Origin of the sequence: Streptomyces sp. NBC_01296 (genome assembly GCF_035984415.1) — a bacterium.
Classification (GTDB): Bacteria; Actinomycetota; Actinomycetes; order Streptomycetales; family Streptomycetaceae; genus Streptomyces.
The window spans coordinates 4,672,706-4,691,436 of the sequence record NZ_CP130720.1 but is presented as its reverse complement, the minus strand read 5'-3'; the positions used below and the strand labels follow the sequence as shown (position 1 = coordinate 4,691,436).

Below are 18,731 nucleotides of genomic sequence, written 5' to 3'. Positions count from 1 at the left end.
TGGTTGGTGCGAAGGCGGTTCCCTCAGCGTACCCGTCCGAAATTTCTACGCGGGTAGATATCCTTCGGCCGCGATCGTCCGCCCGTTTCGGCTTCACCAACGCTTCGCAAAATCCACCGGAAAACCACGTGCCCGGGATTGCGGCAGGACACGCGGAGACAATTAACTGGGCTTCGCAATGCAATGGGAATCGCGGTACAAAGGATTCCACCGGATCGGCGGCATTTGTAGCCTCTCGACCCGGGGCGGAAAGTTGCATTGCTCCGAAACATCCACACAGGCGACATCACCGCACGTCCAACGTGTGAGTGGCGTCGCACGAAGGGACCGATATCCGTGGCGCAGCGCGTAGTAGTCACGATCTCCGACGACATCGACGGCGGAGAAGCGGCGGAAACGGTCACGTTCGGCCTGGACGGTAAGTCGTACGAGATCGACCTCAATCTGGCCAACGCAGAGAAACTGCGGAAGAGCCTCGAGCCCTTCGTGGCCGCCGGCCGCCGCCAGGCCCGCTCCGGGAAGACGTACAAGCACACCTCGCTGGCCCCGGACCCGGCGGTCGTACGCGCCTGGGCCCGCTCCAACGACCTCGACGTGCCGCCGCGCGGCCGCATCCCGAAGCGGGTCTACGCGGCGTACAACGAGGCGCACTGAGGCCGGCGGGGCCCAGCGGGGCCCGCTAACGAGGCCCGGAGGGGGCCGATTTGCCATCCACCCCCTCCGGTCCGCTAGTGTGTGGATCACGCCGAGGGGCCAGACCGCAAGGTCAAAGCCCCGAAGGTCGTGCGGGTGTAGTTCAGTAGCAGAACATCCTCCTTCCAGGAGGAAGGCGCAGTGTGCGATCCCTGTCACCCGCTCTGCACGCTTTACCGACCACGGTTGTGGATCAGGTAGAGTGATGCACGCATCGCAGCGACATTCGTGTTGCCGCAAGCATGCGGACGTAGCTCAGTTGGTAGAGCACCACCTTGCCAAGGTGGATGTCGCGCGTTCGAGTCGCGTCGTCCGCTCAGCGTACAAAGGCCCTGATCATTGATCAGGGCCTTTGTCGTATGCCTTGCGTGCAATCGGCTTGTGCTGACAAATGTCATCGGGGGAGATGACGGCGCGCACTGATGCCGCCCGCGGGCCGCCGCGAGGCTGGAGTCGTGCACGGCCGGCGACCGCCGGAGCGTGATCGGGGGACTGGGACTGTGTCGAAGCTGACCGGATGGTGGAAGAACCGCAGCAGTGCGGGGAAGGTCGAGCTGTACACACGCTGCTCGTTCCACTTCTTCGTACTGATCGAGATCATGTCGTTCGGATTGCCCCTGGTCGGCTCGGCGGCGGTGCGGACGTCCTCGCGTCCCGTGGCCGCCGCGTTCTTCCCGGCACTGTGCGCGCACTCCGTGCTGGTCGCGTTCCTCTCCTCCAGGGCACTGGACTGGCTGGTCGGGCGCCGGGCGCGGCCGGTGCGGCTCGCGGTGGCCACGGCGGTCCTGACGGCCGTCGCGTGCCTCGCCGCCCTCGTCCTGCGCAAGACCGGGCACATCGACGCGTCGGCGGCCCCGTCCCTGGTGATCGGCATGAGCTGCTTCGCCACGGGATCGTTGGTGCTGTGCCTGAAGAGGGTCCGGCGCATGTGGTGCGTCGCCCCGGCCGCGACGGCCGGCACGGCCGTCGTGATGGTCGCCCTCGGCCTGCCCCCGGGCGAGGTCGCCGGCTACGCGGTCGGAGTCCTGCTGAGCGGCCTGTTCATGAGCCTGGCCTACGGGTTCTCCGGGTGGCTGCTGAACACCGTCCACGAGCTCGAGCGGGCCCGGGAGCTCCAGGCGCAGCTGGCCGTCGCCGAGGAGCGGCTGCGCTTCGGGCGGGACCTGCACGACGTGATGGGCCGCAATCTGGCGGTGATCGCGCTCAAGAGCGAGCTGGCGGTCCAGCTGGCCCGGCGTGAACGCCCGGAGGCCGTGGACCAGATGATCGAGGTCCAGCGGATCGCCCGGGAGTCGCAGCGCGAGGTACGGGACGTCGTGCGCGGCTACCGCGAGGCGGATCTGACGGCGGAGCTGGAAGGCGCCCGCGGGGTGCTCAGCGCGGCCGGGATGGAGTGCCGCGTCGAGATCGAGGCCGGCCGCGCACTGCGCCCCGAGGTGCAGTCGGCGCTGGGCTGGGTGGTCCGGGAGGCGACCACGAACGTGCTGCGGCACGGGGACGCCCGCAGCTGTGTGATCCGGCTGACGGCGCCCGACGAGGGCGCCCTGACGCTGGTGGTGGAGAACGACGGGGCCCCCGAGGCGCCGGCCGGACCGCCGGGCTCCGGGCTCGCGGGACTTCGGGAGCGGCTCGCGGTGCTGGACGGCACCTTGGAGGCGGGCCCGGTCGACGGCGGCCGGTTCCGGCTGCGGGCGCGGATCCCGGGCGGACAACTGCGAGGACTGGAGGTGCGGGCGTGAGCCCCGTACGCGTACTGCTGGCCGATGACGAGCACCTGATCCGCGGCGCGCTCGCCGCGCTGCTGGCCCTGGAGGACGATCTGCTGGTCGTCGCGGAAGCGGCCTCGGGGCCGGAGGCCCTCGCGATGGCGCGCGCCCACCGGCCGGACGTGGCGGTGCTCGACCTGCAGATGCCGGGGGCGGACGGTGTGAGCGTGGCCACATCGCTGCGGGCCGAACTCCCCGACTGCAAGACCATGATCGTGACGAGCCACGGGCGCCCCGGGCACCTGAAGCGGGCCCTTGCGGCAGGGGTGCGGGCCTTCGCACCGAAGACCGTGTCGGCGCAGCGGCTGGCCGAGCTGATCCGGACCGTGCACGCCGGAGGGCGTTATGTGGACCCGGAGTTGGCGGCCGACGCGATCAGTGCGGGGGACTCCCCGCTGACCGCGCGCGAGGCCGAGGTGCTCGAACTCGCGGGGGACGGGGCGCCGGTCGCGGAGATCGCGGAGCGGGCCTCGCTGTCGCAGGGGACCGTGCGGAACTACCTGTCGTCGGCGGCCTCGAAGCTCGGCGCGGAGAACCGTCACACGGCAGTGCGTCTCGCACGCGAGCGAGGTTGGGTATAGTGGTTCTCGCGCTACGGCGCACCTGCGGACATAGCTCAGTTGGTAGAGCACCACCTTGCCAAGGTGGATGTCGCGCGTTCGAGTCGCGTTGTCCGCTCCATCGAAGAAGCCCCCGGTCATCTGACCGGGGGCTTCTTCGTGTTCCGGGACCGGGACCGGGCCGGGGCCCGGCGTCCACGCCCGGGTTCCGGGCCCGGCGTCCCGGGCCCGGAACCGCTGGCCTCAGGCCCAGGTGAGGCCGGTGAGCCGCTCGTACGCCTCGATGTACTTGGCGCTGGTCTGCTGGACGACCTCCTGCGGGAGGGCCGGCGGCGGGAGTTCGCCCTTCCGGTCCCAGCCGGACGCCGGGGAGGACAGCCAGTTGCGGACGAACTGCTTGTCGAAGGAAGCCTGCGTGCGGCCCGGCTCCCACTGGTCGGCCGGCCAGAAGCGGGAGGAGTCCGGGGTCAGCACCTCGTCGCCGGCGACGAGGGTGCCGTCCGCGTCGAAGCCGAACTCGAACTTGGTGTCGGCCAGGATGATCCCGCGCTCGCGGGCGATGTCCCGGGCCCGGCCGTACACGGCGAGGGTGGTCTGGCGCAGCAGCGCCGCCGTCTCGGCGCCGGTGGTGCGCGCGACCTCCTCGTACGAGACGTTCTCGTCGTGCTCGCCGACCTCGGCCTTGGCGGCCGGGGTGAAGATCGGGGCGGGCAGCTCGGAGCCGTCCACGAGCCCCTCGGGGAGGGCCAGTCCGCAGACCGTACGGGTCTGCTCGTACTCGGCGAGGCCGGAGCCGGTGAGGTAGCCGCGGGCCACGCACTCGACCGGGACCATCAGCAGGCTCTTGCAGATCAGCGTGCGGCCGGCCCAGTCGGCGGGGGCGCCCTCGGGCAGCTCGGTGCCGATCACGTGGTTCGGGACGAGGTCCGCGAGCTGGTCGAACCACCAGAGGGAGAGCTGGGTCAGGACGCGGCCCTTGTCCGGGATCTCGGTGGGGAGCACCCAGTCGTACGCGGACATCCGGTCGCTGGCGACCATGACGAGGTTGCCGTCGCCGTCGCGGTAGAGGTCGCGCACCTTGCCGGTGTGGAGGTGGACGAGGCCGGGCACCTGAACCGGCTCGGGCTTTTCGACGAATCCGGACACGGGGTCTCCCTGTGGTTCTGTACGAGCGCAGCCCCATTCTCCCGCACGCGTCCGCGAACAGGGACAACGGGTCGGGTCGGGTCGGGTCAGTCCCGCTTGCAGATCCGGTCGAGGAGGTTGGCGGTGGCCCGCTGGACCCGTTCGTCGACATGGCCGGGGCGGTCGAGGGCCGGGGACCAGGCGAACGTGCCCGACGCGAAGACCAGCGCGCCGCTCGGGGACCGGTACAAGGAGGTCTCCTGGTGGCGCTTCGCGCCCTCGCTGTCGAGGTACGGGGAGTGCGCGAGCAGGATGCGATCCTGGTGCTCGGGGAGCTGGGTGCGCGGGAAGTAGCGGTCGGCCTCGCCTGCGACGAGGCCGGGGAGCTCGTCGTTCTCGGCGGCGCCGGTGGAGTCCCAGAGCCAGTGCGTGGCATTGCGCACGATCAGGGGCGCGGGCTCGGGGACCCGCCCTGCGTACTGGATGCCGAGCAGCTGCTGCTCCGGGCGGTCGATCTCGCGCCAGAGGCTGGGGCGGCCGGGGCCGCGGCGTTTTCGGCAGGTGAGCAGCCGGTCCTCGACCCCGGAGGGGGAGGGGCCCAGCTCGACCTGCCAGTACATGGTGTTGGCGGAGAGGAAGACGAGCGAGGTGCCGTGGTCGCGGGCGCGCTCGACGGTGCGGCGCATGGGGGCCGACCAGTACTCGTCGTGGCCGGGGAAGACCAGGCCGCGGTAGCGGGTGGGGTCGACGCGGCCGGCGTGCAGATCACGGGTGTCGGCGTAGGCGATGTCGTAGCCGTAGCGCTCGGCCCAGCGGATGAAGTCGTAGGCGTGGCCCACGTGCAGGGGCAGGCCGGCGCCGGCGTAGGGCCGGTCGAAGGAGACGGTGACGGCCGCGTCCCGCTCGCCGAGCAGCCGGCCCTCGTCGTCCCAGGCGTGGTAGAGGCTCGCGCCGGTCCGCCCGTCCTCGGGGTAGAGGTTGTAGGCCTGCCAGGTGATGTCGGGCAGCAGCAGGAGCAGATCGGCGGGGTGGTCGTCGCGGACGGTGAAGGGGATGTGGGACCGGTACCCGTCGGCGGTGGTGAGCACGGCGACGTACGCGCCGACGCTCCAGTAGGAGGGGACCTGGAGCCGCCAGGAGAGCCACCAGTGGTGGCAGGAGACGGTGCGGTCGGCGGTGAGGGGGGCCGGCTGGACGATGCCCGAGAGCCGGGGGCTGGTGGTGATCTTGGAGGCGCCGTCGCCGCCGTAGTGGCCGATGCGGTAGACGTCGACGGAGAACTGCTGGGGCGGGTCCACGGTGATGTGGAAGTCGATGGCCTCGCCGGGCGCGACGGCCCCGGTGGAGGCGAAGCCCTTGATCTGCCGGTGCACGTCGTCGGCGGTCCGCGGGCCGCCGTTGCTGCGGGCGCGGGGGTTCTGGCCGGGGGCCAGGGCCGGGTCCACGTACCAGGGCACGACCTGCCCGGTGTCGTCGAAGTACAGCTCGCTGCCCCGGAACCACGGCAGCGGCCCCTGGCCGAAGGGATCGGTCACCGCGTGCGCGAGCGCCCCTGATTCCCAACGCCGGATCTGGTCCGCACCCATCCCCGCTCCCCTCCCTCGCTCCCCCGAACGGTCTCTTCTTCGCTCCGATGCGGCACGGCTTCAAGGCATCGAACCGTGACCGGTCCCAGCACATCACATAACGCACTCATTCCGTCACCGTTCGCCACATTCGGAGCCACGGAGTACCGGGAGCCCGGACCCGGGCTCGGCGAACGCCACGCCCAGCGGCGCCGGCCGCGGGCGGCTCAGGGCGACTCGCGGGCAGGGCCGCGTGCCGGCTCGCGGGCGGAGTCACACCAGGCGGACCGGCTTTTCCGGGCGGACGCCCAGGGCGGCGAGCCAGTCGCGCAGGGGTTCCGCTTCGCCGTCCTCCACCAGGGTCAGCACCCGGGGGGCCAGATCCGCGCGGCGTTCGCCGCCGACCAGGAGGACGGGGCCGTCCAGCCAGTCCAGCCCGGGCGCGGCATCGGCCGAGTCCACGGCCGCGGCGCACACCATCGCCGTCACGTGGTCGGCGAGCAGGTCCCGCCCGCTGCGGGGCGGCTGGAGCGGGAACAGCGGCACGGCATCCGCCCCGCGCGCCACCCCGGCACCCACGCCGGCGGCGCCTGCGGAACGTTCCTCCCTGGCCAGGTCACCGCTGAGCAGCCCGGCCAGCGCCTCTCCGGCCGCGCCCTCGCCGGCCCCGTCCGCGAGATAGCCCAGCACCCGGTCCAGCGTCGGCCCGGGCCCGGCCGGCACGGCGAGGGCGTCCAGCGCCGCATGCAGCCGGGCGGCCTCGGCGCGCCATTTGCGGTCCACGACCTCCTCCGGATACGCCGCCCAGTCCACCGGCGACCAGTCCGGACCGGCCTCGGCCGGACCGCCGTGGAAGAGCCGCGCGGCCAGCAGCGAAGCGGCCTCGTCGACCACACCCGGACGCTCCAGCAGATCGCACGCGGGCCGCTCGCCCAGCCGCGAGGTGAACCCCTCGGCCAGCCGGTCCCGCCGGGACAGCTCGGTCAGCGCGGAGACGACCCCTGCGTCGAGGTGCGCCGGCCAGCGGCCCATCCGCCACGCGGGCAGCGCGACCCGGGTCAACAGCCGGTCCCAGCCCGCGTAGGCGAGGCCGACCTGCTCCTGGGCGACGATGCGCAGCCCGTAATCCACACCCTGTGCACGGTCCGAGGCAGCGGCGGCCACGCCGCGCTCCATCTCGGCGGCGTCCGTCTGGCACAGCCTCAGCAGCAGCCGGGCCGGCCTGCCGATCCAGCCGAGGCCGGGCCTGCTGCCCACGTCCACGGCGGCATCGAGTCCGCGGACGAACCCGCGGGCATCGGCTATGTCCGGATGCGCGGAAGGGCCCGTACCGGCGACGACCGGCGCCAGGACCGCCCGCAGCTCGGCGACCCGCATCCACCACAGGAACGGCGAGCCGATCACCAGCACGGGAGCCGCACCCGGCTCCGACTCGCGGCCGCCGGTTATGCCGCCGCGGCGGTGCGCCGCATGCGTGCGGTCCTCCAGCCAGCTGTCGCAGTCCGGCGTCAGGGCTATCGCGGAGGGCACGGGCACGTCCATCCGGTCGGCCAGATCCCGCACCAGCCGGTAGAGGTCGGGCGCGGCGGTCTCCGGCAGCGGCACCGTCGGCGTCACGGCCGGGCTCGCCCGCAGCACCACCGCGGCGAACACCCCGCCGACGAGCAGCACCAGCACGGCGACCACGCATACGACGAGGGTCACGACGGGCCAGGGATCCCCGGCCAGCCGGCCCGTCATCCGGGCGCTCAGCAGCACCACCGCGAGGGCGGCGGGCAGCACCCCGAGGGCCATGGCCCTGCTGCGCACGCGCAGCACGGCCAGGGCCCGGGAGCGCGCGGACGGCGCGCCCACTTCCACGATCGAACCGGTTCCGGACACGGCCGGACCTCACCCCCTCTGCCCTGCGGCGGTTTCGCTCACTCCCCCACTGTGACACCCGCCACTGACATCGCAATGCCGGTGGGCCAAGTGCCGGAATGCTTGGCATCGCACCCTAGTTGGGGACCGTTCGGCAGTCAGCCGGACCGGGCGACCATCACCCGATGGAATGGCTTTGGGCAAAGGTGGATGCGTTCGAACGCGGCCGGATGCACTCGCACGCGAACACGCGCGCGGGCCCGGGCGCACCGAGGTGCGCACCGGGCCCGCGTCGCGACTGCCCCGCTGGTCAGCGGCCTTCGGCCGCCTTGGCGGCAATGTCCGTACGGTGCTGGGAACCGTCCAGCCGGATCCGCGCGACGGCCTTATACGCCTTCTCGCGGGCCTGTGCCAGATCGGAACCGGTCGCCGTCACCGACAGCACGCGGCCGCCCGCGCTGACGACGGCTTCGCCCTCGCGCCGGGTCCCGGCGTGCAGGACGTACGCGTCGGGACCGTCCTCGGCGGCCACTTCGGCCAGGCCCTCGATCGGGTCCCCGGTGCGCGGGGTCTCCGGGTAGTTGTGGGAGGCGATGACCACGGTGACGGCTGCGTCCTCGCGCCAGCGCAGCGGCGGCTCGGCGTCCAGCGTGCCGTTCGCGGCGTTCAGCAGCACGCTCGCGAGCGGGGTGCGCAGCCGGGCCAGGACCACCTGGGTCTCGGGGTCGCCGAAGCGGGCGTTGAACTCGATGACGCGGACGCCGCGCGAGGTGATCGCGAGGCCCGCGTACAGCAGCCCGGAGAACGGGGTGCCGCGGTGGCGCAGCTCGTCCACGGTCGGCTGGAGGACGGTCTCCATGACCTCGTCGACCAGCTTCGGGTCGGCCCAGGGCAGTGGCGAGTACGCGCCCATGCCGCCGGTGTTGGGGCCCTCGTCGCCGTCGAGCGCCCGCTTGAAGTCCTGCGCGGGCTGGAGCGGCAGCACGGTGACGCCGTCGGTGATGGCGAAGAGGGAGACCTCGGGGCCGTCGAGGTACTCCTCGATGACGACGCGGTCGCAGCCGAGCGCGTGCGCGCGGGCGGCGGCCAGGTCGTCGGTGACCACGACGCCCTTTCCGGCGGCGAGGCCGTCGTCCTTGACGACGTACGGGGCGCCGAAGGCGTCGAGGGCCGTGTCCACCTCTTCGGGGGTGGTGCACACGTAGCTGCGCGCGGTCGGGACGCCGGCCGCGGCCATCACGTCCTTGGCGAACGCCTTGGAGCCCTCCAGCTGCGCCGCTTCCGCGGACGGGCCGAAGACGGGGATGCCCGCGGCGCGGACGGCGTCGGAGACGCCGGCGACCAGGGGCGCCTCCGGGCCGACGACGACCAGGCCGACACCGAGCTCGGTGGCGAGGCGGGCCACGGCCGCGCCGTCGAGGGCGTCGACCGGGCGCAGCTCCGCCACCTCGGCGATGCCGGCATTGCCGGGAGCGCAGTACAGCGCGTTGACGTCGGGGTCGAGGGACAGAGAGCGGCACAGGGCATGTTCGCGGGCGCCGCCGCCGATGACGAGGACCTTCACGCCCTGCAGCCTAGCCCGCGTGGCGGGATGTCTTTCGTGCGGCCACCCAATGAGACGGCCCTACTCGTTCGTGTATTCCTCTATGACGGTGGCTCCGAGCTCGCGCACGATGAGGTCGTGTCCGGTCAGGGCGCTCTCGACGAGGTCGGGATCGTCCTCCTCCGGCACGTCGTCCTCGGGCGCGACCGGCTGGGGCGCCTGCCGTACGGGAGGCTGCGGCGCGGAACCGCCCTGCTGGGGCTGCTGCGGCGGCTGGTACGGCTGCTGCGGGGCGGGAGCCTGCTGCGTCGGGGCGGGGGCGGCCGCCGGCGGGCTGTAGGCGGGCGCGGCCGGGGCGGAGTACGAGGACGGAGCCGGCTGGCCGCCTCCCCCTCCCAGCACGGCGTCGATCTTCCAGTTGACCTGGAACTGCTCGGCCAGGACGGCCTTGAGCACGTCCTCGCTGCCGCTGCTCGCGAAGTTGTCGCGGGCTCCGACGTTGGGGAAGCCGAGCTGCAGGGTCGTCCCGTCGAAGCCGGTGACCTGGGCGTTCTGGCTGAGCAGGATCCAGGTGAAGCGGCGGCGGTTCTTGACGGCCTCGAGGATGCCGGGCCACATGGCCTGGATCTGCCCGGCGCCGGCGGCCATGCCGGGCGACGGGGCGGCGGCCGGAGCGGGAGTGGGCGCGGAGGCGGCCGGAGTCGCAGCCGGGGCCGGGGCGGCGGCCGCGGGCTGGCCCGAGCCGGGCGCGGCGGCACTGGGCCAGGCACCGGCGGCGGGGGCGGAGGCGGCCGGAGCCGGGGCGGCAGCGGCGGCTCCGGGCCAGGCGCCGGGGGCACCGCCACCGGGCTGCGCGGCCCCGGGCCAGGCACCGGGCGCGGGGGCCGAAGCGGCGGGGGCCTGCGCAGGAGCGGGAGCCGGAGCCGGAGGCTGCACCGCGGCAGGGGCCGGAGCCTGGACCGGAGCCGGGGCCGGCGCGGCCGGGGCCTCCGGCTCGGGGGCCCGTACGCCGGCAGCGGCGGCCCGCGCGGCGGCGACGCCCCCGCCGGGCCCGGCGGGGGCCATGGCATGCGCCTCGGGCCCGGGCACGTACCCCATGGCGGGGCTGCCCGCCGGGGCGGCGGCCATACCGGGCATCCCGGCGGCGCCGGGGGTGAACCCGCTGCGCTCCAGCCGGTCGAGCCTGGCCTGGAACGACCGCTCGTCGTCGAAGGCGGCGGGCAGCAGCACCCGGGCGCAGATCAGCTCGAGCTGGAGCCGCGGCGAGGTCGCGCCGCGCATCTCGGTGAGCCCGGTGTTGACCAGGTCGGCGGCGCGGCTGAGCTCGGCGGCCCCGAACACGGACGCCTGGGCCTGCATCCGCTCGACGACATCGGCGGGGGCGTCGATGAGCCCCTTCTCCCCGGCGTCGGGCACGGCGGCCAGGATCACCAGGTCACGCAGCCGCTCCAGCAGGTCGGCGACGAAGCGGCGCGGGTCGTTGCCGCCCTCGACCACCCGGTCGACGACCTCGAAGGCGGCCGCCCCGTCCCCGGCGGCGAAGGCGTCGACGACGGAGTCGAGCAGCGACCCGTCGGTGTACCCGAGCAGGGAGGTGGCCATGGCGTACGTCACACCGTCGTCGGCGGCGCCGGCGAGCAGCTGGTCCATGACGGACATCGAGTCACGCACGGAGCCTGCGCCGGCCCGCACGACGAGCGGCAGCACGCCGTCCTCGACCTTGGCCCCCTCGCGCCCGCAGACCTCGCCGAGGTAGTCCCGCAGCGTGCCGGGCGGCACGAGCCGGAACGGATAGTGGTGCGTACGGGACCGGATGGTCCCGATCACCTTCTCCGGCTCGGTGGTGGCAAAAATGAACTTGAGGTGCTCCGGCGGCTCCTCGACCACCTTCAGCAGGGCGTTGAAGCCCGCCGAGGTGACCATGTGGGCCTCGTCGATGATGTAGATCTTGTAGCGGCTGGAGGCGGGCCCGAAGAAGGCCTTCTCCCGCAGGTCACGGGCGTCGTCCACACCACCGTGCGAGGCGGCGTCGATCTCGATGACGTCGATCGACCCCGGTCCGTTGCGCGCCAGGTCCTGGCAGGACTGGCATGCGCCGCAGGGCTCGGGAGTGGGACCCTGCTCACAGTTCAGGCACCGCGCCAGGATCCGCGCGCTGGTGGTCTTGCCACAGCCTCGGGGCCCGCTGAACAGGTACGCGTGATTGACCCGGTTGTTCCGCAGGGCCTGCATCAGGGGGACAGTGACATGCTCCTGCCCGATGACCTCGGCGAACGACTCGGGGCGGTAGCGGCGGTACAGCGCAAGGGACGACACGTCTACGAGGTTATCCGGGCCCACCGACAAAGACGCCCCGCCGACGGTCCTGCCGACCGTCCCGGAACGCAAAGCGCCCCCCACGCACCCGCCAGAGCCCACTTACCCTTGCTGCCTTCCGGCCCTGGGGGAGTTGGGTGAGATAGCGCCACGTGAGGGGCTGGGCCCCACCCTAGCGGATGAAAGCCCCCGGATTCGACCCGTCCCCGCTCCGGATCCCGACCGGCTCCCCGCCCGGATCCCCGGCAGACGATCACGTTCGCGAGCACCCCTCAACGTCTTGTATTGTTTGCCGCGGAGGATTCGCCTAGTGGCCTAGGGCGCACGCTTGGAAAGCGTGTTGGGGGCAACCCCTCACGAGTTCGAATCTCGTATCCTCCGCACTCGCCCGCCAGGGCAAACGAAGGACCCGACCGCACAGCGGCCGGGTCCTTCGTCGTTCCGTGGTTGCATTTCGGGTTGCGTTTATGTCGCCTCGATCCATCACATTGAGGCGAACCCGTGGTGCCACCGCCCGCGAGAGAGCCTGCGTCCAGGGGGAACCCCTCCCGTTCTGCACCCGCGACCCCGACGAAGGCACCATGCTTGAGCTCGCACCGGAGTGGATTCGGTGTTTGCTCCGGCCTGGTCCGGCGAGGTGCCCGCATGAAGTCCCGATCAACGCTGGCAGCCTGGCTGGGCCGTCTCGACCCTCGGCACCTGGCGCGCGTACTCGCCGCACGGAAGGACGCGGCGTCCTCTCCGGAACCGCGCACGGCTTCAGTGCAGGAAGCGTTCGTCGGGCACTGGACGCCGGGCACTCGCCGGACGGCCTCACAGCCGACCTGGCCGCCGTCGCTTCCGGGCCGCTGCCCCAGCCCTTGTCCTATCTCATCGCCGACACCGCCCGCGGCCACGGCCGCGTGCGCATCGCCCCCGCCGCCTGCGTCATCCACGGTGAGGAGCCGGCGCTCCTCACCGAGCTTGCCGCCCACCGCAAGCTCGGCAAGCTCGGCCTGCGGCAACTCGCACCCACGGTGCTGGTCAGCCGAAGCCCGATCGACGCAACCCTTGCCGCGCTCCGCGCCGAGGGCTATGCCCCCGTAGCCGAGACCGCAGACGGAACCGTACGCATCGAGAAGACCCGACCGCAGAGGGCCGCTGCCGTACCAACCCCCCGGAGGTCCGGCACGGGCGCCGATCGCCGCAGCGCAGTCCGCCATGCCGCGAAGACTCCGGCGACCGTCGACCCGAACGCCCTGGCCACCCGGCTGCTATCCGCCCCACCGACCACCCCTGAACCCGACCCTTACGGCAGCGGGGTCCCTTTCGGCACCGACACCGAGGAAATCGTCGCCGGGTACGCGAAGCGACTGTCCTACACCGACATCCGCCAACTCGCCCATGCCATCGACACCGGGACAGCCATCACTGTCGAATACGTCGCCACCTCCGGCAACCGCACCGTACGCACCCTCAGTCGCCTCGAACTCGACCCGCCCTACCCGGACGCCTGGTGCCACCTGCGGAACGACGAGCGCGTCTTCACCCTCTCCCGCATCCACAACGTCATGCCCTCGTAGGACGAGATCGCCCAGCACCCCGACCCACAGGGCGAGATATACTTTGCTCCATCATTGATATCAGGAGGTGCACATGAGCCGGACCGTCATCGACCTGGACGACGAGTTGGTCGCCGATGTGGCAAAGGCCCTGGGGACCAGCACCAAGAAGGAAACGGTCAACACGGCGCTGCGCGAAGTGCTGGAGAACCGGCGACGAGCGCTGGCCCTCACCCGGCTCCGGGCCACCGCCGATCAGGGTGCCTTCGACCTGGAGCTGTTCGAGGACAAGAGGAACTACCGGCGGTGAACGCGGCACAGTTCCTGATCGACACCAGCGCCCTGGCACGGTTCCTGCGGGGGGACGCGGAGCAATACGGCTGGGACCAGGCGGCAGCCGCCGGACTCATCGCCACGTGCCCGATCACGGAGCTGGAATTCTTCTACAGCGCCCGGTCTGCCGCTGACCGGGCACGCGGGATCGAGGACATCCGGTTGATCTTCGGCTGGGTGCCGGTCGATGACCGTGCCTACGACCGTGCCTGGCAGGTTCAGGAGGCGCTCACCAAACAGGGAAAGCACCGCGGTGCGGGCGCAGTGGATCTCGTGGTCGCCGCAACAGCGGAGCTCCAAGGCCTCACCCTCCTCCACCGCGACCACGACTTCGAATGCATCGCCGCCGTCACCGGGCAGCCCCTCCAGTGGTACGGCCCAGAGGGCGACAAGTAGGGCCTGTAGTTGCAGTTCTGGTTGCGTCCGTGGTGCGCACACCGGCTAGTCGGGCCCGGTCCAGTCGAAGGTGATGTGTTTGCTCGACTGGCCGTCCCTGCTCCATTGGAAGCCATAGGCATCGGCGCTGTCCGCTGTCGAGCGGCCCCAGGTCGCGACCTGGCCCGGTCCGGTCTCGGCGCCCGGCAGGTTGGTCGACTGCACGCGGGCGCCCTCCGGAGTGTTGGGTCCGGTGAGTGCCTGCGCGCTCGCCTCCACCCGGCCGGGAACCACGGCCCGCCAGCTCGAGAGGTCGTCGGCGACCTCCACCTCGATGGGGGCGAACTCCATGCCGCGCATTTCCGCGCCCATCATGCTCACCATCTCCGCCGGCCAGCTGCCCGCCTGACCTCCGAAGATCATCTGGAGTGCCTCGCGCTGCGCCTCGTCGGCGCGCTCGTCGACGAAGACCGCTGCGTACGTGTCGGAGTGCTCAGCCCATATGTTGCCGACGAAGGAGCCCAGCATCAGCACGTTGAGGCCGTCCAGCGACACGTCCCCGTACCGTCCCTCGCGGATGTGCCACGCGAGGATGCCGTCGCAATCGCCGTAGGTGGGCAGCTCCGCGAACGAGCAGGGGCACGGCACATTGCACTTGCAGGTGTCGAACCAGTCGCCCGCCGCGTGCCACCTCGGAACGGTCGCCGTCGTCTCGGACATCTCCCTGCCTCCTCGTGACCGCCCCGGACGTCGTCTCGGGAGGACGGCGAGGCCCCCGGAAGACATCACCGGCCCACGTCCGGGTCGTACAGGTCTCCACGTCGATTATCCCCCCGCCGCGGCCGCCCGGCGGGGCCCGGTTCCGCCCGCGCACGCACACGCCCGCCGTGATGTGCTGGAAGCGTGCGGCTCGACCGGAATGCCCTGTCACCACCTCTGCGTCCGGCAAACCTGCTGTCGGCCCGGCAGCTGGCGCTCGCCTGGTCCGTGATGGGATCGATCGCCCTGCTCGCCTGGGTGCTGGTCGTCGACCAGGCCCGTGACATGGGGGTCGAGCCGGGGACCATGGGCATGGGCATCCCGCTGTTCCTGCTGCTGTGGCTGGTCATGATGATCGCCATGATGTTCCCGTCCGTGGCCCCGGTGGCGATCACCTGGGCCCGGGCCATCGGCCGCCAGTCGGCCGGAGCCGTCCGCGCGGCCCGTACCGCCCAGTTCGTGGCCGGCTACCTCCTGTCCTGGACGGCCTTCGGCCTGATCGCCTACGGGCTCCTCGCCGCGACCGGGGCCCTGGTGGACGACCACCCCGGCGCCGGGCGGTGGATCGGGGCAGGAGCCTTCCTCATCGCCGGGCTGTACCAGTTCAGCCCGCTGAAGAACCTCTGCCTGCGGCACTGCCGCAGCCCCATGGGCCAGCTCGTGCGCTACGCCGGCTTCCGGCCCATGGCCCGCGACCTGCGGGTCGGGGCCCACCACGGGGCGTACTGCGTCGGATGCTGCTGGGGACTGATGATCGTCCTCGTCCCGCTCGGCGTCATGAACGTCCTGGCCATGGCCGCGGTGGCTCTGGTGATCTTCGTGGAGAAGCTGTGGCGACTGGGCCCCGTCTTCTCGGCCGCCATCGGGATCGCCTTCCTCGTCCTCGCGGTACTGGCCCCCTTCCAGCCCTGGCTGCTGCCGGGCCTGGAGCCGTCGCAGTCGCCGATGACGCACATGCTCCGGCCCTTCTAGCAGTGCTTCGCCACGCGGTCGCACGGGACCGGCTCGTGGACCCTTGCGCGCATCGTCGCTACCGGATCTGGGCGGCCGCCCACCCGGCCCACTCGCGGCGCATGGCGTTGAAGCGCAGGCCGTACTCCAGGGCGATCCTGCCGTGGACCGAGAGGGGGTCGTCGCCCCAGTCGATGGACTCGTCCAGCCGGCGCAGGGCCTCGTGCTCCCGCTCGGACAGCTCCATCAGCTCGGTGAGGTAGCCCCGCGCCTGCTCGGGCGTGAGCACCCCGAGGAAGAAGACCCTCAGCAGGATGTCGCTGCGGGTGTTGCGCTGGGGCTTGGTCTCGGTCAGCCAGTGACGCAGTTCGGCCAGTCCCGCGTCGGTGAGGGTGTACTCCTTGCGCCCGCGTGGACCTTCCGCCGAGACGCTGATCATCCCGGCGTCGGCGAGCTTGGACAGCTCTGTGTACATCTGGCTCTGGGTGGCGGGCCAGACGTTGGCCAGCGAGGTTTCGAAGCGCTTGAGCAGGTCGTATCCGCTGGCCGGGCGCTCTGACAGGAGTCCGAGAAGGGCATGTCGAAGGCTCATGCCCCTCATCTTACCTTCCACTCTTGACATGTCACTATTGGAACCTCTACTTTCGACATGTCAGAACAGGAATATCAGCCGGGGGTTTCCGATGTCGTACGTACGCACCTTCCTCCCGTGGATCGTCTTCGCGGTGCTTCCGTCCGGCCAGTGGCAGTGGGCCGCGCTCGCCGGTCTCGTCGCGGCGGTGGCCGTGACCGTCCAGCAGCGCCGGGCCGGGGCCGGCTTCGACGCACTGATCATCGAGATCGGCTCCGCGGTCTTCTTCGCCGCCCTGACGGTCATCGCCTTCGTCGACCCGCACTCGGGCGTGCACGCCTACTCGGCGGCCCTCTCCTCGGCCACGCTGGCCCTCATCGCCGGGGTCTCCCTGCTCGTGGGCAAGCCCTTCACCCTGGGCATCGCCAAGCGCAGCACCCCCCGCGAGGTCTGGGGCCTGCGGCCGTTCATCCGGACCAACGTCGTCATCACCGCCGTCTGGACCGCGGCCTTCACCGTCACCGCTGGCGCGCTCGCGGCCCTCGCCCACGCCGGGCACGGCCACTCGACGTCCGCCACGCTCGTCCAGGCCGCCGGGTTCGTCGTCCCGATGCTCTTCACCGTCCGCTACGTCGCCGCCGCGCAGGCCAAGACCGGCGCTCACTGAGCACCGCCGTCCGTCCGCGGGCCACGGCCCGCGGGCCGCGGGTAGGGTGCGGGCGTGCCGTTGTACTCGATCGGGCAGGCTGCGGGCCTGCTGGGCGTGAGCGCCGAAACCGTGCGCCGCTGGGCCGACGGCGGGCGCCTGCCCGCCCGCCGAGCGCCCGACGGGGCGCGCACCGTCGACGGGGTGACGCTGGCCGCCTTCGCCAAGGAGCGGGCCGGGGTGCCGCAGCCCCAGCCGCAGGCGGGCAACGGCACGGCCACGTCCGTACGGAACTCCTTCGTCGGGATCGTCACCGCGGTGCGGGTCGACGACGTGGCGGCCCAGGTGGAGATCCAGTCGGGCCCGCACCGGGTGGTGTCCGTGGTGACGCGGGAGTCGGTCGAGGAGCTCGGGATCGCGGTCGGGGTGAGCGTCACCGCGCGGGTGAAGTCCACCGAGGTGTACGTCGACCTGCCGTGACCGCTCAGCCGCAGCGCAGCGCCGCGTAGAGGTCCAGCTTGTGGTCCAGGCGGGACAGGTCACGGCCCGTCAGGGACTCCACCCGTTCGATCCGGTAGTGGACCGTGTTCACGTGCAGGTGCAGCGCCTCCGCCGTGCGGGTCCAGGAGCAGTTGTTGGCCAGGAACACCTCGAGCGTCTCGCGCAGCATCCCGTCCCCGAGCGCCCCCAGCGTCCGGCTCGCGTAGACCGCCCGGACCTCCTCCGGAACCCCGGACAACAGGGTCGCCAGGGTGTCCAGTTGCTCCACCGCGAGGACCGCAGTGGCCTCGTCCGTCGCCGTCAGGGCGAAGCGGGCCTGGTGGATCGACGCGCGTAGTCCCTCGACCCCCGAAGCCCGCGCACCCGCGCCGAGCCGGAGGTCCGCGTCCGGGCCGCCGCACGCCTGGAGCAGCGGCCAGACCGAGCGGAGCCGGCCCGGGACGTCGACCGCCGCGTCCTGGTCCTCGTACAGGACCGCGACCGAGCGCCCCACCGCGTACGGGACGTCCTCCAGGTGGGCCAGCGCCTCGGCCAGGGCGTCGCCGTCCGTCGCCGCGAGCACCCGGTACGCGCCCCCCGCCGGGAGGCCCGTCGGGAGTCCTGCCGCGGCCAGCGCCTCCTCCAGCGCGCCCGGGTCCGCGGCCGGCCCCTCCTCCGCGTCGAGGAGTGCAGCCAGCTCCCGGCCCGCCGCGCGCACCGTGCCGGTGCGGCGCGCCTCACCGTCGCGGTACTGGGCGAAGATCTCGGCGATCTCGTGGAGCACGCGCGGGGGCGCCGCGTCCGCGTCCGGCACGTGCAGCTGCCAGGCGTCGTACGGGGTGCTCTCGGACTCGATGCGCAGCGAGAGCCCCTCGCGTATCGCGCCGGCCCGCCGGGCCGGGATCGCGGGCGCGGAGGGGGTGCGGGCCACGGTACGGCCGCTGGCGGTCATCAGATAGCAGGCGACCTTGCCCAGGTGGGCGCAGGCCCGGTCCAGCAGCTCGGCCGGTCCGGCCCCGCCTTCGAGGAGGCGGCTGAGCTCGCTGCGCACGTTTTCGGGAAGCGCGAAGAGCCGGGTCGGACGGCGGCTCAGGTCGCCCCACTGGCGCAGGTAGACCGCCTCGGTGACAGCCCGGAAGCTGGTCTGCGCGGGCACGGCCACGAGCGGTACGCGGTAGGCGCGGCAGGCGGCCACCAGCTCGTCGGGGACCCGGCCGTGGGTCTCCTCGCCGGCGAGGAGGGCGGTGGCCCCGGCCTCGGCGAGCGCGGAGACGAATCGATCCGCCTTGGCCAGGTCGCCGTCGGCCCACCACACCAGACCGCTGAGCACGAGTTCTCCGGGACCCAGGAAGCGGCGCGGGTCCTCCAGGTCGGTGGCGGTGACCCCGCTGACCTCCTGGCCGAGAAGGGCGTCCTCGCCCCAGAGCAGGGTGAGGCCGAGGTTGTCGGACTGAAGCAGGTCCAGGACGTGCATGGCGGGGACTCCTTGCGGTGGGTGGCAGCCCACATCGGCCACATTCGCCAGGCGAATACGAGAAACACCATCGTAAATGCAAGGGCAAGTGCCTGGTTAGCCTCTTGGTCGATCATCCAGGGCGAACCGCCCGGAGTCCACCCGTTTCCGTGTCCGGCAACAGTCGTCCCGGC

At 72.1% G+C, this 18,731-nt stretch carries 16 protein-coding genes, 4 tRNA genes, 1 other RNA gene and 1 pseudogene; 13 read left to right on the top strand and 9 right to left on the bottom strand.

Annotated elements, in window-relative coordinates:
• The first annotated feature begins 336 nt into the window (after positions 1-336).
• The 6 genes from OG299_RS21270 to OG299_RS21245 all read left to right on the top strand — a co-directional run bounded on the left by OG299_RS21270 (position 337) and on the right by OG299_RS21245 (position 3,140).
• On the top strand, positions 337-654 hold the full coding sequence (locus OG299_RS21270; RefSeq protein ID WP_266627841.1) for a histone-like nucleoid-structuring protein Lsr2: 318 nt from the start codon (positions 337-339) through the stop codon (positions 652-654).
• 131 nt (positions 655-785) lie between these two features.
• Positions 786-857, top strand: a tRNA-Gly gene (locus tag OG299_RS21265).
• Positions 858-937: 80 nt separating this feature from the next.
• Positions 938-1,010, top strand: a tRNA-Gly gene (locus tag OG299_RS21260).
• A gap of 183 nt (positions 1,011-1,193) precedes the next feature.
• Positions 1,194-2,432 (top strand): sensor histidine kinase, encoded by a 1,239-nt coding sequence (locus OG299_RS21255; RefSeq protein WP_327362305.1) that lies wholly within the window; start codon positions 1,194-1,196, stop codon positions 2,430-2,432.
• Positions 2,429-3,040: a response regulator transcription factor gene (locus OG299_RS21250; RefSeq protein WP_266627837.1), complete on the top strand. Its 612-nt coding sequence runs from the start codon at positions 2,429-2,431 to the stop codon at positions 3,038-3,040. The genes OG299_RS21255 and OG299_RS21250 overlap by 4 nt, the downstream gene beginning before the upstream one ends.
• Before the next feature lie 24 nt (positions 3,041-3,064).
• Positions 3,065-3,140 (top strand) — tRNA-Gly (locus OG299_RS21245).
• A gap of 122 nt (positions 3,141-3,262) precedes the next feature.
• Here the strand turns inward: OG299_RS21245 and OG299_RS21240 are convergent.
• The 6 genes from OG299_RS21240 to ffs all read right to left on the bottom strand — a co-directional run bounded on the left by OG299_RS21240 (position 3,263) and on the right by ffs (position 11,593).
• Positions 3,263-4,165 carry a phosphoribosylaminoimidazolesuccinocarboxamide synthase gene (locus OG299_RS21240; protein WP_266627835.1) on the bottom strand — a complete coding sequence of 301 codons (903 nt, stop codon included), beginning with the start codon at positions 4,163-4,165 and terminating at the stop codon, positions 3,263-3,265.
• A gap of 86 nt (positions 4,166-4,251) precedes the next feature.
• Positions 4,252-5,730, bottom strand: a complete 1,479-nt coding sequence (locus OG299_RS21235; RefSeq protein WP_266627833.1) for a N,N-dimethylformamidase beta subunit family domain-containing protein — start codon at positions 5,728-5,730, stop codon at positions 4,252-4,254.
• 252 nt (positions 5,731-5,982) lie between these two features.
• Complete coding sequence (locus OG299_RS21230) at positions 5,983-7,590, bottom strand: M48 family metalloprotease (RefSeq protein ID WP_266627831.1); 1,608 nt, start codon at positions 7,588-7,590, stop codon at positions 5,983-5,985.
• A 289-nt stretch (positions 7,591-7,879) separates the two neighbouring features.
• Positions 7,880-9,133 (bottom strand): phosphoribosylamine--glycine ligase, encoded by a 1,254-nt coding sequence (purD, locus tag OG299_RS21225; RefSeq protein ID WP_327362304.1) that lies wholly within the window; start codon positions 9,131-9,133, stop codon positions 7,880-7,882.
• A 60-nt stretch (positions 9,134-9,193) separates the two neighbouring features.
• Positions 9,194-11,428 (bottom strand): DNA polymerase III subunit gamma and tau, encoded by a 2,235-nt coding sequence (locus OG299_RS21220; RefSeq protein ID WP_327362303.1) that lies wholly within the window; start codon positions 11,426-11,428, stop codon positions 9,194-9,196.
• Positions 11,429-11,494: 66 nt separating this feature from the next.
• An RNA gene (ffs, locus tag OG299_RS21215) (signal recognition particle sRNA small type) lies at positions 11,495-11,593 on the bottom strand.
• Between the two features lie 131 nt (positions 11,594-11,724).
• Here ffs and OG299_RS21210 point away from each other — a divergent pair.
• The 4 genes and pseudogenes from OG299_RS21210 to OG299_RS21195 all read left to right on the top strand — a co-directional run bounded on the left by OG299_RS21210 (position 11,725) and on the right by OG299_RS21195 (position 13,698).
• Positions 11,725-11,809: transfer RNA gene (locus OG299_RS21210), tRNA-Ser, on the top strand.
• A 359-nt stretch (positions 11,810-12,168) separates the two neighbouring features.
• Positions 12,169-12,990 (top strand): annotated as a pseudogene (locus OG299_RS21205) (helicase-associated domain-containing protein); the annotation flags it as partial.
• A 73-nt stretch (positions 12,991-13,063) separates the two neighbouring features.
• Positions 13,064-13,279, top strand: a complete 216-nt coding sequence (locus OG299_RS21200) for a type II toxin-antitoxin system VapB family antitoxin (protein WP_266627823.1) — start codon at positions 13,064-13,066, stop codon at positions 13,277-13,279.
• Positions 13,276-13,698, top strand: coding sequence for a PIN domain nuclease (locus OG299_RS21195; protein WP_327362301.1), 423 nt, complete (start codon positions 13,276-13,278; stop codon positions 13,696-13,698). The genes OG299_RS21200 and OG299_RS21195 overlap by 4 nt, the downstream gene beginning before the upstream one ends.
• Before the next feature lie 45 nt (positions 13,699-13,743).
• Here OG299_RS21195 and OG299_RS21190 read toward each other — a convergent pair whose 3' ends face one another.
• The gene (locus OG299_RS21190; protein WP_327362300.1) at positions 13,744-14,397 is read right to left on the bottom strand and encodes a DUF1326 domain-containing protein; all 654 of its coding nucleotides are present in this window, start codon (positions 14,395-14,397) and stop codon (positions 13,744-13,746) included.
• A 183-nt stretch (positions 14,398-14,580) separates the two neighbouring features.
• On the opposite strand from OG299_RS21190, the gene OG299_RS21185 reads away from it, so the two are divergent.
• A complete protein-coding gene (locus OG299_RS21185) occupies positions 14,581-15,408 on the top strand; it encodes a DUF2182 domain-containing protein (RefSeq protein ID WP_266627817.1) in 828 nt (275 codons plus the stop codon).
• Between the two features lie 58 nt (positions 15,409-15,466).
• Here the strand turns inward: OG299_RS21185 and OG299_RS21180 are convergent, their stop codons facing one another.
• On the bottom strand, positions 15,467-15,979 hold the full coding sequence (locus OG299_RS21180; protein WP_266627816.1) for a PadR family transcriptional regulator: 513 nt from the start codon (positions 15,977-15,979) through the stop codon (positions 15,467-15,469).
• A 91-nt stretch (positions 15,980-16,070) separates the two neighbouring features.
• Between OG299_RS21180 and OG299_RS21175 the strand changes: the two genes are divergently transcribed.
• Both OG299_RS21175 and OG299_RS21170 read left to right on the top strand, forming a co-directional pair.
• On the top strand, positions 16,071-16,625 hold the full coding sequence (locus OG299_RS21175) for a hypothetical protein (RefSeq protein ID WP_327362299.1): 555 nt from the start codon (positions 16,071-16,073) through the stop codon (positions 16,623-16,625).
• A gap of 54 nt (positions 16,626-16,679) precedes the next feature.
• Positions 16,680-17,084, top strand: coding sequence for a TOBE domain-containing protein (locus OG299_RS21170; RefSeq protein WP_327362298.1), 405 nt, complete (start codon positions 16,680-16,682; stop codon positions 17,082-17,084).
• Between the two features lie 4 nt (positions 17,085-17,088).
• Here OG299_RS21170 and OG299_RS21165 read toward each other — a convergent pair whose 3' ends face one another.
• Positions 17,089-18,558, bottom strand: a complete 1,470-nt coding sequence (locus OG299_RS21165) for a PucR family transcriptional regulator (RefSeq protein WP_327362297.1) — start codon at positions 18,556-18,558, stop codon at positions 17,089-17,091.
• Positions 18,559-18,731 lie beyond the last annotated feature (173 nt).